We start from the raw sequence: 14,420 nt of genomic DNA, 5'->3' as shown, positions 1-14,420 counted from the left end.
GACATACTCGTGGTCAAGACTTACTCTTGGCAGTGACCTCGACCGGCAAGTCCTTGGCATGATCTGATATGTCTGCCCAAGGATCGCCCGACCTTGCCACAAGTCCGGGAAGCGAAGAATAGTTCAAATCCGCTGGAGCGTCGATGGACTCGAGATCGGCCCAGCTCAATGGAGTCGACGCCGGCATGTTGGTGCGGGCGCGAAGACTGTAGGGCGCAGCGGCGGTCGCGCTGCGCGCGTTGCGGTGGAAGTCGATGAAGATGCGCTTCTTGCGGTTGTCCTTGCCCATCACGGTGGTGAAAGTGTCGGGCGCGGTCCTGGCTATCCGCGACGAGATTTCGCTGCTTGCCTGATGGAACTGCTTCCAGCCGAGCTTGCCTGTCGTCGGCACGACGACGTGGATGCCGCTGCCGCCCGAGGTCTTCACGAACGGCACCAGCCCCATCTTCGTCAGCTCGTCGCGGACATGCACGGCCGCCTCGACCACCTCGCGCCAGCCGATCCCCTCGCCCGGATCGAGATCGAAGACGACCCGATCGGGCTTGTCCAGGCGCTTGCGCAATGCACCCCAGACATGAAACTCGACGACGCCGAACTGCGCCAGCGCGAGGTAGCCCTTGGCGTCCTCGACCGAAATGTAGGTTTTTGTCTCGTCCTCGGAGTTCTTGGTCTCGAACCGCGCGATGGTTGCCGGCATGCCGGTGAAGGCGTGGCGCTGGAAGAAGCAGTCCTTGTGCTGGCCGGTTGGGCACCTGAACAGCGACACCGGCCGCCCCATGATGTGCGGCAGCATGAAATCGCCGACGGCGGCGTAATAGACGGCAATGTCGAGCTTGGTCGGCCCTGACTTGCCGAGCATTCGGCGCTCCGGATTGGTGATGGTGACGGCTGCAAGGTCGGCGTCGGTGATCAGCCGCTTGCGCGGGGCCAGGGGCGCCTCCGACAGCTCGGCCTCGCGCAGCCCCTTGAACACCGCATGCCGCAACGCATTGTCGGCGGTGCGGTTGGCGTAGTGGATGCGGGCATTGAGCACGGGTCGCACAGGGATGACCTCCTTCGGCGCGCCATCGAGCTTCGCCGCACCCTCGCGCAGGCCTTGCAGCCGGTGCAGCAATGACTGCAACGTCTCGGCGTCGAAGCCGGTTCCAACCTTGCCGCGATACTGCAGCTCTCCGTCCACCCATTCGCCGAGCGCAAGTGCCGCGAGGCCCTCTGCGGCTTCGGATGTGGTGTAGCCGGCGATGACGAATTCGTCCCGTTTCAGCGCCTTGGTCTTGGTCCAGCTATGCGAGCGCCCTGATGTGTAATGCGCCGAGCGTCGCTTCGACACCACGCCTTCCAATCCCATCAGGGTTGCCTGGTCGTACAATGCCTGGCCGTCGCCCTCGACATGCCCGCTGACCTGCAGCGCCGACTGCGCGTGGACATGGCCGGCAAGAAGGGTCTCCAGCAAGTCCTTGCGTTTGCCAAGCTCTACGCCCGTCAGGCCCCAGCCGTTGAGATGCAGAAGATCGAAGGCGTAGAACACCAGGAGCTCGTCGTGCCCGCTGGCCAGCGCGTCCTGCAAGGCGGCAAACCGGCTGATGCCCTTGTCGTCAAGAACGACGATCTCGCCGTCGATGACCGCGTCGCTGCATGGCAGGTCGCGAAACGCCGCCGAAAGCTTGCCGTAACGCTTTGTCCAGTCGATGCCGCTGCGGGTGATCAGCCGGGCCGTTCCGCCTTCCAGATGCACCATGGTGCGATAACCATCGAACTTGATCTCGTGCAGCCAACCCTCGCCCGACGGCGGCTTGGGTGCTGCGGTGGCCAGCTGCGGTTCGATCCGTGCCGGCATCGGCGCCCGCACCGCCCCCGCGAGCTTGTCGGGCTTGAAGTCGCCGGGCTTCGGTGGCGGCGGCTTCCTCGGAACCACGACCAGCTCCTCGATGCGCCGCCCAGACTTTACGCTTTCTGGCCGCGCTTCGAGAATGTCCGTCGTCTCGTCGGCCGCCGGGTCATGTTCCTTGAACAGCAGCCAGTTGCGCTTGTCTTCGCCCGGCTTCGGCTTCAGCCGCGCCAGCATCCAGCCGCCCTTGAGCTTTTCGCCCCAGAGCCGGAACTTGAACGCGCCTTTGTCGAGCGACGCCCGGGCGTCCTCCATCGGCGCCCAGACGCCGCCGTCCCAGACGATCATCGGCCCACCGCCGTATTCACCTTCAGGGATCAGGCCTTCGAAGTCGATATATTCGAGCGGATGGTCCTCGGTCTCGACGGCAAGCCTCTTGTCGGCCGGATTGAGCGACGGCCCGCGCGGCACCGCCCAGCTCTTGAGCACGCCGTCGAGTTCGAGGCGCAGATCGTAGTGGTCGGCGGTGGCATGGTGCTTGTGCACGACGAAGCGGTTGCCCTCGCCCGCCTGTTCGACGCCGCGTGGCTCGCGCGTCCTGGTGAAATCGCGCTTTTGCCGGTAGGTGCGAAGCTTTTCCGCTGCCATCCCGGCCTAGTGCGCCGCGTCTTCGGGCGCGGGCTCCAGTTCAAGCTCCCTGGGGGTCGCACCCGCCATCAGCCTGTCGAGCAAGGCGTCGCTGACGTCGTAATACTGGCCCGAGACCAGCACCCGCGAAATGGTCTGGCCATCGCCTCGAAACAGCCTGGAACTGACGAATACCTTATGGCGGCCGAGCGCGTCGGAGACGGCCCTGCGCTTCCTGATCTGGTTGGCAACCGGTGTACGCATACGCCCAAGGCTCCTGAACCAATGGCGCCGACTATCTCCCAAAGTCGATCCTTGATCAATGCAGGCGTTGTTGGTCCATCACGAGGCATGTTGTCATGGCCCAGCTCAGATCGGCTTGGTCAGCACGCCGTCACCGACAAGTCGCTCTTTCAACATGGCGATGAACATCAACATCGGCCTGGAAAGTGGCGCTTCGCGCAGCGTGGCGATACCGTAGTCGCTCCACAGCGGCGGCGCGAATGGCCGCATGACAACGCGTTCGGACTTCAGCAGGCTGCCGATCAGCGCCGGGATGATCGAAACGCCTATGCCCTCGGCAACCAGCGCGACGCTTGCCTCCACCGAATGCGCTTCGACCCGGCAACGGACCGCACCCTGGGCACGCCGCAGCCGCTCTTCGATGTCTTCGCGGCTCGATCTCAGCCGCCCGAGCAGCACCAGATCGGAGCCTGCAAGATCGTCGGCACTGATGGTCTCGCGCGCTGCCAGCGGATGACCGGCCGGCAAAACACATAGCTGCCCGCTCGACACCAGCGGCATCGTCACCAGGCCACGATCTTCGGTCGGCAACCGGACAAAGCCGAAATCGACGCTGCGGCCCATGACCGCGCGTTCGATCATATCGTAGGGGCCGGCCACCAGCTCGATACTGACCTGATCCTGCGTTGCCAGAAAGTCGGCGACCAGCTTCGGCAACAGCGTCGTCGTCAGCGAGTGCGGAAACCCCATCTTGATCAGCGTCCGGCCCGAGCGCCCGGCACTGAGTTCGTCGGTCCGGCGCTTTAGCCGTGCCAAGACGTCCGAGAGTTCGCCGACCTCCTGGAGCAGTGCGGTTGCCTCAGGCTTTGGAACCAGCCTGCCCTTCTCACGACGAAACAGCTCAAAACCGATCTCTTCCTCCAGGCTCGTGAGCTGGCGGCTGATTGCCGACTGTGACAAGGCGAGCACGCCCGATGCGCCGATCGTCGAACCGGTCTGCATCACCGCGCGAAACACGTCCAACTGCTTCAGGTTCATTCAGCTTTCAGTTCCCCACGCTGCTGCACGGCCCTTTTCGCATCGAGTAATGCACAAAACTCATAAGATTGCGCGCCTGCCGCCCTCGCTGTTACGTCGCACGACAACAGGCAGTCGGCAACCGGCGCCGGGAGGAGAGCATTCACGTGATGACCGGGCGCAGCCCATTCAGGCAAGTCATGCAAGGAGCGCAAACGCGATGACGATCTTCATCATCCGCCGCTTCAGCCAGAGCCTGTTTGTCGTATTCCTGACGTCGCTTCTGGTTTTTGTCGGCGTCTACGCCATCGGCAATCCAGTCGACATCCTGATCCCCGCCGACGCCAGCTTCGCCGAGCGCGAGGCGGCGATCCGGGCGCTCGGGCTCGACCGCTCGCTGGTCGCGCAATACGGCACCTTCCTCGTCAACGCGCTGCACGGTGATTTCGGCCGCTCCTTCGTCTTCAACCAGCCGGCCATCAGCCTCATCTTTCAGCGGCTGCCGGCCACACTCGAACTCGCTTTCGTCGCACTCGCCATCGCGCTCGTGCTCGGCATTCCCCTCGGCCTGATTGCGGGGCTCAAGCCGCGTTCGGTGACGGACGAAACCATCATGACCGGTTCGATTCTCGGTTTCAGCCTGCCAAATTTCTGGCAGGGCATGATGCTGATCATGATTTTTTCGGTCTGGCTCGGTTGGCTGCCGTCATCCGGGCGCGGCGAAACCGGGGAGATCTTCGGCATCACGACATCCCTGGCTACCTGGGACGGGCTCGCTCATCTCATCTTGCCGGCGACCAACCTCGCCTTGTTCCAGCTGTCGCTTGTCATCCGGCTGACCCGCACCGGCGTGCGCGAAACGATGCCGCTCGACTTCATCAAGTTCGCCCGTGCCAAGGGCCTGTCCGAACGCCGTATCATTTCCGTCCATGTGATGAAGAACATCCTGATCCCGATCGTCACCGTGGTCGGCATGGAATTCGGGTCGCTGATCGCCTTCGCGGTGGTGACCGAGACCATCTTCGCGTGGCCCGGCATCGGCAAGCTCCTGATCGATTCCATCACCGTGCTCGACCGGCCCGTGGTCGTTGCCTACCTGCTGGTCGTCGTCACCATGTTCATCTTCATCAATCTTGCCGTCGACATCGTCTATTCGATGCTCGATCCGCGCATCCGGCTGAGTGAAACGCAATGACAGCGCTCACCCACCGTTTCCAGGAAAGCCAGTCGTTCTGGGCGCGCTCGCTGCGTGGCATTCTCGGCAGCCCCAAGGCGACGATCGCGCTCGCGATCTGCCTGATCTTGATCGCCACGGCCATTTTCGGCCCCGCGCTGGTGCCGCAGAACCCGTATGACCTCGCAGCGATCGACTTCTTCGACGCGCGCCTGCCACCGATGTCCAACAGCATGTCGGGCACGACCTATTGGCTCGGAACCGACGGCCAGGGCCGCGACATGTTCTCGGCGATGGTCTACGGCCTGCGGACGTCGATGGGCGTCGGCCTGTTCTCCGGAGTCATCGCTCTTGCGGTCGGCACGGCACTTGGCCTCACCGCAGCCTATTATGGCGGCCGCATCGACACGCTGATCATGCGCCTTGTCGACCTGATGCTCGGTTTCCCCACCATCCTGGTGGCACTTATGCTGCTGGCGTTGCTTGGCCAGGGCGTGTGGAAGGTGGTGCTGGCATTGGTCATCGTCCAGTGGGCTCAGTTCGCCCGGGCGGTGCGCGCAGCAGCGCTGATCGAGCGCGGCAAGGAATATGTCGAAGCCGCCGCATCGCTGGGGCTTTCCAAGCCGCGCATCCTGTTCGGCCACATGCTGCCCAACTGCCTGCCGCCGATCATCGTCATCGGAACGCTTCAGGTGGCCAACGCCATTTCAGCCGAAGCAACGCTGTCCTTCCTTGGCATCGGGCTGCCGATCACCGAGCCGTCGCTCGGCCTGTTGATCGCCAATGGTTACCAGACGCTGTTGTCGGGCCAATACTGGATATCGGTCTATCCCGGCCTTCTGCTGCTGGCGCTGGTCTTCAGCATCAACATCGTCGGCGACCGTCTCCGTGAAGTGCTCAACCCCCGACTTTCGGAGCGATGAGATGACGCTGAAGGTCGAAAATCTCTGCACCTATTTCTTCACCCGAGCCGGCGTGGCCAAGGCGGTGGACGGCGTGTCGTTCGAGGTTGGCCGGGGTGAAATCCTCGGCCTGGTCGGCGAGTCCGGTTCCGGCAAGTCGATCACCGGCTTTTCAGTTCTGGGCCTTGTCGATCCGCCGGGACGTATCGCCGGCGGCAGGATCCTGTTTCATGGCGAAGACCTTGTCGGCCGCTCGCAGGGCGAGATGCGGACACTCAGGGGCAAGAAGATCGCCATGATCTTCCAGGACCCGATGATGACGCTCAACCCGGTGTTGTCGATCGAGACCCAGATGGTCGAGACGGTGCGCGCCCATGACCGCGTCTCCAGGGCCGAGGCGCGGGCTCGCGCCGTCGAAGCGCTCGGTCTGGTCGGCATCCCCTCGCCCGACGAACGGCTGGCCGCCTATCCACATCAGTTTTCCGGCGGCATGCGCCAGCGTGTCGCAATCGCCATGGCACTGCTACACCGGCCGGAGCTCATCATCGCCGATGAGCCAACGACAGCGCTCGACGTCACCATCCAGTCGCAGATCCTGGCGGTAATCCAGGGGCTGAGCCGGGACTTCGGCATGTCGCTGATCTGGATCAGCCATGATCTCGGCGTCGTCGCCGGCCTCGCCCACCGGATAGCGGTGATGTATGCCGGCAGGATCGTCGAGACCGGCGAAACCGACACGGTGCTCGACAGTCCGGTCCACCCCTACACGATCGGCCTGATGCGTTCGGTTCCAGCCAATCTCGAACGGGGCGAACCGCTGACGCCCATTCCCGGCATGGCGCCGCCACCGCTTGGGCGACCTGCGGGCTGTCCATTCCGCCTGCGCTGCTTTGCGGCCACAGCAGCCTGCGAAACCGAACCAGAAGAAGAAGCCACAGCCGACGGCCACCGCTGGCGCTGCTTCCACCCGCAGATCGCGAGGGCAGCATGACGCCTCTTGTCGAAGCCACTTCGATTTCTCGACGGTTCACGCGCGGGTTGGATTACGCCGAGCGGCTGGCGCGCTTTCTTGGCGCCAATATAGAGGAGCGTGTCGTTCATGCCGTCGACGGCGTCTCGCTGACGATCAACCCCGGCGAAGTCGTCGGGCTCGTCGGCGAGTCCGGTTGCGGCAAATCCACGCTCGGCCGCATCATGGCTGGCATCCTGTCCCAGTCCGATGGCGTGATGAACTGGCAGGGCAAGGATATGTCGGCGCTGCCGCGTGCCGAGGCAAAGGCTGCGCGGCTTGCCTCGCAGATGATCTTCCAGGACCCGATGTCTTCGCTCAATCCGCGCAAGACGATACGCGACATCATCGGCGAAGCGCCAATCGCCCATGGCATGGTGGCGCGGCGTGATGCCGCCGAAATGGTGACCGCGCTGATGCAGCGTGTCGGCCTCGACCCGTCCTATCTCAACCGTTACCCGCATCAGTTCTCTGGTGGCCAGCGCCAGCGGATCGGCATCGCGCGTGCCCTGGCGGTGAATCCACGCTTCATCATCTGCGATGAATCGGTGTCGGCACTCGACGTCTCGATCCAGGCGCAGATCCTCAATCTGTTCATGGAGCTCAAGCAGGAACTCGGTCTGACCTACCTGTTCATCAGCCACGACCTTGGCGTGGTCAAGCATATCTCCGACCGCGTTGCGATCATGTATCTCGGCCGCATCGTCGAAAGCGCCCCGGCGGACGCCTTCTTCGCCGCGCCCAATCATCCCTACACGATCGCACTCCTTTCCGAAGTGCCGACGATCAAGCAGCGCAAACGCCAGTTCAATCCGGTGAAAGGCGAGATCCCCTCGCCGCTTCATCCGCCTTCGGGCTGCCATTTCCATCCACGCTGCCCGCACGCCTTCGACCGTTGCCGCATCGAGCGGCCGATCTTGCGTGAGATCGCGGCGGGCCACGTCAGCGCCTGCCATCTCAACGAGCTGCCGGGCAAGGCGGCCTCGCCCGCCATCCCGACAACCGCAATTGCATGAACAGAAAAGGGAACACGACCATGCAGATCATCCGTTCGTCTTTCGCAGCTTTGCTTTTCGCCAGCAGCTTTTCCATGGCCGCATCTGCCGCCGACCTTACAGTGGGCATTTCCGCCGAGCCTTCGGCGATCGACCCGCAATTCTCGCGCACCGGCAACAACCAGAATGCCGCCCAGCATATTTTCGGGCGGCTGGTCGAACAGGACGAAAACCTTCAGATCAAGCCGAACCTGGCCGAATCCTGGAAGAATACCGATCCGCTCACCTGGGAAGTGAAGCTGCGTCAGGGCGTCAAGTTCCACGACGGCTCACCGCTGAGCGCTGAGGACGTCGTCTATTCGCTCGAACGCGTGTCGACGATCGAAAACAGCCCGGCACCGTTCACTGCCAATGTCGGCTCCATCGCAAAGATGGAGATCGTCGATCCGACCACCATCCGCTTCACCACCAAGAAGCCGACGCCGCAATTCATGGAACTGGCCGGCATGGTCTACATCGTTTCCAGGAAGGCCTCCGAAGGCAAAGGCATCGCGGATTTCAACAGTGGCGCTGCGACCATCGGCACCGGCCCCTACAAATTCGTCGAATGGGTGCCGGGCGACCGCCTTGTGCTTCAGCGCTACGACGATTTCTGGGGCGACAAGCCGGAATTCGAAAAGGTCACTTTCCGCACGATCTCCAACAACGCCGCACGCGTTGCGGCGCTTCGTTCCGGCGCTGTCGATCTGATCGACGCCGTGCCGCCGGCGGATGTCGCAACGCTGAAGAGCGTCGAGGGCATCGCACTGCATTCCACGCCCTCGGCACGGATCATCTATCTGGCACTCGACAGCGCACGCGACCAGAGCCCGTTCGTCACCGACAAGGCGGGCGCCAAGCTGGCGCCGAGCCCGCTGAAGGATGTTCGCGTGCGCCAGGCGATGTCGAAGATGGTCGACCGCCAGCTTCTGATCGACCGCATCCTGTCGGGTGCAGGTGCCGCCGCCGGCCAGCTCGTGCCTGAAGGCATCGGCGGCCACTCGGCCAATCTCAAGCCGGACGCGATCGATCTCGCCGGCGCCAAGGCTTTGCTTACCGAGGCGGGTTATCCCGACGGTTTCGGCATTACTGTGCATTCGTCCAACGACCGTTTTGCCGGCGACGCCGATGTCGGCCAGGCATTGGGCCAGCTGTTTGCGCGTGGTGGACTCAAGGTCAACGGCGTCGTCACCCAGCCCTACAGCGTCTATGTCGCGGCGGCCGGCAAGCAGGAATTCTCGGCCTTCGTATTCTCCTTCGGCACAACCACCCCGTCTGCGGCGCCCGGCATGACCAACGTGCTGATGACGTTCGACAAGGAAGCTGGCACCGGCTCCTTCAACCGGGCGCGTTATTCCAATCCCGCCTACGATGCCAAGATGAAGGAGGCGCTGGCCGAATTCGACGTCGACAAGCGCAACGCGCTGTTGGCCGAAGCTGCCGAGGTCGCCTTCGGCGACGTCGCCATCATGCCGCTCTACTGGCCGGTGGTCACCTGGGCGAGCCGGGACAGCATCGCCTTCACCCCTTCCAAGGGCGAAGACACGCTCGCCACCTTTGCCCACACGACGAAGTAAGGCAGTCATGAAAGCAGCAGCCGAAACGATGGGCGTCGCGTCCTTGCCTGCGCTCGAGCCGGTGAGCCCCGGCGTCGTGGTCCATCGCGATGTGATGGTGGCGATGCGCGACGGTGTCCGGCTCGCGGCCGACATCTATCGTCCGGCAGATGACGGCAGGGTGTTGGAAGACGCCCTGCCCGTCATCCTGGAACGTACCGCCTACGGCAAGGATGAGCGCTCGCGCTCGGAAATCGAACTCGGCATGGCAAGGCCGATGACGCGGGCCGAAGTCGCAAGCCACTTCGTCCGCCACGGCTATGTCGTGATCTATCAGGATTGCCGCGGCCGACATGGTTCGGAAGGCGCGTTCACCAAGTACCTCGCCGAAGGTCCTGACGGTTACGACACGCTTGCCTGGATCGTCGAGCAACCCTGGTCGAATGGCAAGATCGGCACGATGGGGCTGTCATATGCCGCGCACACCCAGATGGCTCTGGCCTGCCTAAACCCGCCCGGCCTTGCTGCGATGGTCATGGACTCCGGTGGGTTCTCCAACGCATTTACCTGCGGCATTCGCCAGGGCGGCGCGTTTGAATTGAAGCAGGCAACCTGGGCGTACAACAATGCCCGCGAGAGCACCGCGGCCAAACACGACCCCAACCTGCTGCGCGCACTGGAAGCGGAGGATGTCAGAAGCTGGTTCAACGCCATGCCCTGGTCCGAGCGGCGCTCACCGGTGCGTTGGGTCCCCGAATACGAGGACTATCTGCTCGAACAGTGGCGTCACGGCACCTTCGACGACTACTGGAAGCAGCCCGGCATCTATGCTGCCGAAAGCTACGATACTTTCCCGAATGTGCCGGTCGCGCTGTTGTCGAGCTGGTACGATGCCTATGTGAAAACCACCTTCGAGAACTACGAAGGACTGGCGCGTGACCGGGATCGTCCGATGGCGCTCATCATGGGCCCCAATCTGCACGGCAACCGCAACGCCACCTTCGCCGGCGATGTCGAGTTCGGCGCGACCGCCCCCTTGGGCGGCAATGTTAGCGAAAGCTGGCTGGAGTTTCGCCGCCGCTGGTTCGACCGCTGGATGAAGGACGCAGACAATGGCGTCGACAGAGAACCGCGCGCGCGCCTGTTCGTCATGGGCGGTGGGTCGGGCCGCAAGACTCCGCAAGGCCGCCTCGACCATGGTGGGCGCTGGATCGCCGCACCCGATTGGCCGGTACCGACCTCCGAGGAAACGGTGCTGCACCTCCACGAGGACGGCCGCCTGTCGACCGAGGCCCCTGCCCGAACGGCAGCTCCATTCGTCTACGACTTCGATCCGAAGCACCCCGTGCCGACCATCGGCGGCGCGTTGACCAGCGGCCAACCGGTGTTCGAGGGCGGCGGCTTCGATCAGCGCGAACAGGCGCGGTTCTTCGGCTGTGACAACACCAATCTGCCGCTTTCGGCTCGGCTGGACGTTCTCTCCTTCGAAACCGAGCCATTTGCCGAAGACATTGCCGTCGTCGGTCCGGTGACCGTTGAGCTTTTTGCTTCCACTGACGGCCCCGATACCGACTTCACCGCAAAGCTGATCGACGTTTATCCACCGAGCGAGGACTATCCCACCGGCTTCGCCATGATCCTGACGGACGGCATATTCCGCTGCCGATACCGCGATGGCTTCGATGCGCCGAAACCCTGCGTCCCGGGCGAGGTGATGAGCATCACCATCGAACCCTTTGCCACGGCCAATCTGTTCAAGAAGGGCCATCGGCTTCGGCTCGACATATCCTCGAGCAATTTTCCCAAGTTCGACGTCAATCCCAACACCGGCGCACCGGAAGGCCGCGGCCGCGCCAAGCGTGTCGCCCGCAACATGGTCTATTGCGACCAGGAACGCGCCTCCCGCATCAGATTGAGGACACTCTCGGCGGCTGCATTGCAGGGTATTCCCCGGATTTCGGACTAGCGTTTCCGCTTTTGTTCGGATCGCGGAAACTCTCCATCTACTTGTTTCTGCGCAATTCCGGACAGAAAACCGATGCACACTTTTCCTGGAATTGCTCCAGGCGCTGTCCTGGCGAATTGGCCGCCAACCGGGTCGAATGCCCCGATGCCGGATGTCACCGCTCGACTATGGCGGTGGCATCGGCATGATATTCTGAATGATTCGACGCAGACTTGGCCAGCGCCAGCGACGAGGCAAAGCCTTGGCCCAGCGTTCATGCGGTGAGAAAACCTGTTGCTCGAGACGGCCCTCTACAGCCCGGTAAAACACTTCCTCGAAGGCCTCGGCTTCGAGGTCAAGGGCGAGATCGGCGGCTGCGACCTGCTGGCGCTGAGCAGCGATGCGCCGCCCATCGTCGTCGTCTGCGAGCTGAAGCTGCAGTTCAATCTCGAGCTCATCCTGCAAGGTGTCGATCGTGCTGCCGCCGCCGACGAGATCTGGCTTGCCGCCCGCATGTCGCCGCGCGGCAAGGGCCGTGAGGGCGACAAACGCTTCCGCAATCTCTGCCGTCGCCTGGGTTTCGGCCTGCTCGGCATATTCGACGACGAACGGGTCGAAGTCCTGCTCAGCCCGGAGGCACCGGCGCCGCGCCGCGATCCGAAACGGCGCTCGCGCCTCGTATCAGAACATCGCCGGAGGCAGGGAGACCCAGTCGTCGGCGGTGGCTCGCGCGCGCCGATCATGACCGCCTATCGCCAGGACGCGCTGAAATGCGCCGTGGCCCTTGTCGACGGCCCCAGGCGGCCGCGCGACCTCAGCCAGTCAGTGTCGCGCGCGCCCAAAATCCTGCAGGACAATGTTTATGGCTGGTTCATACGCGTTGATCGCGGCATCTACGAATTGACGGATACGGGTCGTGCAGCGCTGCAGCGCTGGCCTCAGCAGCCGCCCGCCGTGATCTGAACGAAACTCAACGGTCGAACAGGAAATAGGCAAAGGCGATACCGGCGGCGTTCGGCTGTGCTTCGATCTCCGTGCGGATTTTCGGGAACAGGTCGGAAGCGAGCTCGGGGTCCTTGATGTCGGCAGCCTTGATGCCGCTGTCGCTCGCCAGCGCCACGATCAGATGCGGTTCGGGCGCCGTGGCCTCCTGGTCGTTGAGCGGGAACAGCTTCATGCTGAAGCTCGCCGCGTCGGGCCCGGATTTCTTGAGCAGGCTGGCGAAGTTGTAGACGACGCCGTCCTTGCCGATCAGCAGCAGATTGACATTGCGGCTGCCGGTCCGGCTCAGCGTGCCTTGCAGCGAGTCTCCGACCTTGAGGTTGTCCTTGTTCAACTGCAGGGTCGGGCCCTGGCCGGTGTCCGGATGCACCGCCTCGAGGAAATCGGCGACTGGGCACTGCTCGCGCTCGATCATGCGCGGATTGACCTTTGGGCCGTTGCCGAAGGCCGAGGCAAAGTCGCGGCTCAGCTTGTCGAACGGCGCCTTCGAGGTCGCCAGCCCCTCGACCTCGGGGCTGGGCGCCGATGCGTTGGCCACCGAGGCATAGAAGCAGGGACCGCCGTCAAAGGACTTGAACCAGTCGGCGGCGCTCATCGCAGCCTTCGGGGGCTCGGGCAAGGCAATTGGCTTGACCGGCACGGCGGGCTTCGGCTTGGCGATGTCAGTCGGTGCCGGCGCCTTTGCCTCGGTTACAGGCGCGGGCTCTGGCAAAGGCTTGGCCGGAACCTGCACCGTCTCCTTGGGTACGGGCGGCGCCGGCGTGAGTTTGCCGCCAGCGGCTTCCTGCCCCGATGTCACATCAGTTTCTCCCGGCAGGAGCCCGTCCATCAACCCGGAGAAATAGGCGCCGGCGCCCAGGGCGGCCACGGCGGCCAGCAAGACTGTACCTACCAGCGCACCGCGTGGTGACTTGGTTGCGCTCGCGGCGGGTGCAGGTTTGGGGGCTGCTCTTTGCCGTGGGTCGGGCATTGGCTTGCCCGTCGTACCGGCGGTGCGCCACGGCGCATCGCGCGGCAGCACCGCCTCAGCCGGCATCGGCTTCTGCCCGCTCGATGTCGATCCCGGCGGCCGCCAGGCTTCGGCAGGCTTGCGCTGTTCCTGGTCATGCAGCGGCATACCGGGCAGCGTGACGGGCGGCGCCGTTGCACCGCTCGTCTCGCGCAGCCATTCGACGATCGCCGCCGCACTTTCCGGGCGATCCCTGGGGTCGGGCTGCAGCATCGACTGCAGCAACGGCAGAAGATCGGGGTCGATGCCGGTGAGGTCCGGTACCGTGCGGCGTTTCTCGATCACCTCGACCGGCGATCCGCCCATGTCGAGCTGCTTGCCGCGCAAGGCGGCGGCCAGCACCAGGCCGAGGCTGTAGATGTCGGACTGGTCGGTAATTTCGCCGCCATACAGCCCGAGCTGCTCGGGCGACACAAAGCTGTATTTGCCGGCGAAGCTGCCGCCGAGCAAAGTGCCGCCGCCGACATTGGCCGAGCGCGCAATGCCGAAATCGATGATCTTGGTCTTTTCGACCTTGCCGCCGGGCAGGACGATGTTGTCGGGCGACAGATCGCGGTGGATGACGCCTGCCTCATGCGCCACCGACAGGCCGGAGGCCACGCGAGCCAGCATCTTGCGCGCCTCGCGCGTGTCGAGCGGGCCGTTGCGGATGCGCTCGCCGAGGGACTGGCCGTCGACGAACTCCATGGCGAGATAGGGCCGGCCGATGGTCGGATCGATGGTGAAGACGTGATAGCGCACGATGGCGTCGTTGGAGAGGTGATTGAGGATCGACGCCTCCTTGCGGAACAGCGCCAGAATGCCCTGGTCGCGCGCGAATTCGCGCAGCACGACCTTGATCGCCACCGGGTCGCCGGTCTGGATGTTGTGGCCGCGATAGACCTCGCCCATGCCGCCGGTGGCGATGTGCTCGTCGATCTCATAGATGCCGTTGAGCTGCACGCCCTGATGAACACCGGTATCGGGCGCGATACGTGTCTTGTCCTCCGGCGTCATGACCTGGTTCCATCCATGCGTGAGCGCCGTTCGGCCATTGCTTCACACCTGCGATTTTTCGATCACCGGACTGACAAT

At 63.8% G+C, this 14,420-nt stretch carries 11 protein-coding genes; 7 read left to right on the top strand and 4 right to left on the bottom strand.

Annotated features, from left to right (window positions below; translation table 11 throughout):
• Positions 1-13: 13 nt before the first annotated feature.
• From ligD to Amn_RS14520, 3 genes are all read right to left on the bottom strand, one after another.
• Positions 14-2,476, bottom strand: coding sequence for a DNA ligase D (ligD, locus tag Amn_RS14530; protein ID WP_286288457.1), 2,463 nt, complete (start codon positions 2,474-2,476; stop codon positions 14-16).
• A gap of 6 nt (positions 2,477-2,482) precedes the next feature.
• Complete coding sequence (locus Amn_RS14525) at positions 2,483-2,719, bottom strand: hypothetical protein (RefSeq protein WP_286288456.1); 237 nt, start codon at positions 2,717-2,719, stop codon at positions 2,483-2,485.
• A 105-nt stretch (positions 2,720-2,824) separates the two neighbouring features.
• Entirely contained in the window at positions 2,825-3,736 is a 912-nt protein-coding gene (locus Amn_RS14520) for a LysR family transcriptional regulator (RefSeq protein ID WP_263007113.1), read from the bottom strand.
• A 199-nt stretch (positions 3,737-3,935) separates the two neighbouring features.
• Here Amn_RS14520 and Amn_RS14515 point away from each other — a divergent pair, with 199 nt between their 5' ends.
• From Amn_RS14515 to Amn_RS14485, 7 genes are all read left to right on the top strand, one after another.
• Positions 3,936-4,910, top strand: a complete 975-nt coding sequence (locus tag Amn_RS14515) for an ABC transporter permease (protein ID WP_154386497.1) — start codon at positions 3,936-3,938, stop codon at positions 4,908-4,910.
• On the top strand, positions 4,907-5,812 hold the full coding sequence (locus Amn_RS14510; protein WP_067962011.1) for an ABC transporter permease: 906 nt from the start codon (positions 4,907-4,909) through the stop codon (positions 5,810-5,812). Before Amn_RS14515 ends, Amn_RS14510 begins: the two co-directional genes overlap by 4 nt.
• A gap of 1 nt (position 5,813) precedes the next feature.
• On the top strand, positions 5,814-6,782 hold the full coding sequence (locus Amn_RS14505) for an ABC transporter ATP-binding protein (protein ID WP_067962012.1): 969 nt from the start codon (positions 5,814-5,816) through the stop codon (positions 6,780-6,782).
• Complete coding sequence (locus tag Amn_RS14500; protein ID WP_286288444.1) at positions 6,779-7,816, top strand: ABC transporter ATP-binding protein; 1,038 nt, start codon at positions 6,779-6,781, stop codon at positions 7,814-7,816. Before Amn_RS14505 ends, Amn_RS14500 begins: the two co-directional genes overlap by 4 nt.
• 20 nt (positions 7,817-7,836) lie before the next feature.
• Positions 7,837-9,411: an ABC transporter substrate-binding protein gene (locus Amn_RS14495; protein ID WP_154386499.1), complete on the top strand. Its 1,575-nt coding sequence runs from the start codon at positions 7,837-7,839 to the stop codon at positions 9,409-9,411.
• A gap of 7 nt (positions 9,412-9,418) precedes the next feature.
• Positions 9,419-11,356, top strand: a complete 1,938-nt coding sequence (locus Amn_RS14490; protein WP_154386500.1) for a CocE/NonD family hydrolase — start codon at positions 9,419-9,421, stop codon at positions 11,354-11,356.
• Positions 11,357-11,629: 273 nt separating this feature from the next.
• Positions 11,630-12,298, top strand: coding sequence for a DUF2161 domain-containing phosphodiesterase (locus Amn_RS14485; RefSeq protein WP_154386501.1), 669 nt, complete (start codon positions 11,630-11,632; stop codon positions 12,296-12,298).
• A gap of 7 nt (positions 12,299-12,305) precedes the next feature.
• Here Amn_RS14485 and Amn_RS14480 read toward each other — a convergent pair whose 3' ends face one another.
• Positions 12,306-14,342, bottom strand: coding sequence for a serine/threonine-protein kinase (locus Amn_RS14480; protein WP_286288438.1), 2,037 nt, complete (start codon positions 14,340-14,342; stop codon positions 12,306-12,308).
• Positions 14,343-14,420: the final 78 nt, after the last annotated feature.

Origin of the sequence: Aminobacter sp. Y103A (genome assembly GCF_030294925.1) — a bacterium.
Taxonomy (GTDB): Bacteria; Pseudomonadota; Alphaproteobacteria; order Rhizobiales; family Rhizobiaceae; genus Aminobacter; species Aminobacter ciceronei.
Note: the sequence above shows the minus strand (reverse complement) of the source record. Positions and strands in the feature narration are given on the sequence as shown.

Bases quoted from the DNA above. Each gene is read 5' to 3' on its own strand.
- Amn_RS14500 (WP_286288444.1), top strand. From the start codon at position 6,779: ATGACGCCTCTTGTCGAAGCCACTTCGATTTCTCGACGGTTCACGCGC.
- Amn_RS14510 (WP_067962011.1), top strand. From the start codon at position 4,907: ATGACAGCGCTCACCCACCGTTTCCAGGAAAGCCAGTCGTTCTGGGCG.
- ligD (WP_286288457.1), bottom strand. From the start codon at position 2,476: ATGGCAGCGGAAAAGCTTCGCACCTACCGGCAAAAGCGCGATTTCACC.
- Amn_RS14480 (WP_286288438.1), bottom strand. From the start codon at position 14,342: ATGACGCCGGAGGACAAGACACGTATCGCGCCCGATACCGGTGTTCAT.
- Amn_RS14515 (WP_154386497.1), top strand. From the start codon at position 3,936: ATGACGATCTTCATCATCCGCCGCTTCAGCCAGAGCCTGTTTGTCGTA.
- Amn_RS14505 (WP_067962012.1), top strand. From the start codon at position 5,814: ATGACGCTGAAGGTCGAAAATCTCTGCACCTATTTCTTCACCCGAGCC.
- Amn_RS14490 (WP_154386500.1), top strand. From the start codon at position 9,419: ATGAAAGCAGCAGCCGAAACGATGGGCGTCGCGTCCTTGCCTGCGCTC.
- Amn_RS14520 (WP_263007113.1), bottom strand. From the start codon at position 3,736: ATGAACCTGAAGCAGTTGGACGTGTTTCGCGCGGTGATGCAGACCGGT.
- Amn_RS14525 (WP_286288456.1), bottom strand. From the start codon at position 2,719: ATGCGTACACCGGTTGCCAACCAGATCAGGAAGCGCAGGGCCGTCTCC.
- Amn_RS14495 (WP_154386499.1), top strand. From the start codon at position 7,837: ATGCAGATCATCCGTTCGTCTTTCGCAGCTTTGCTTTTCGCCAGCAGC.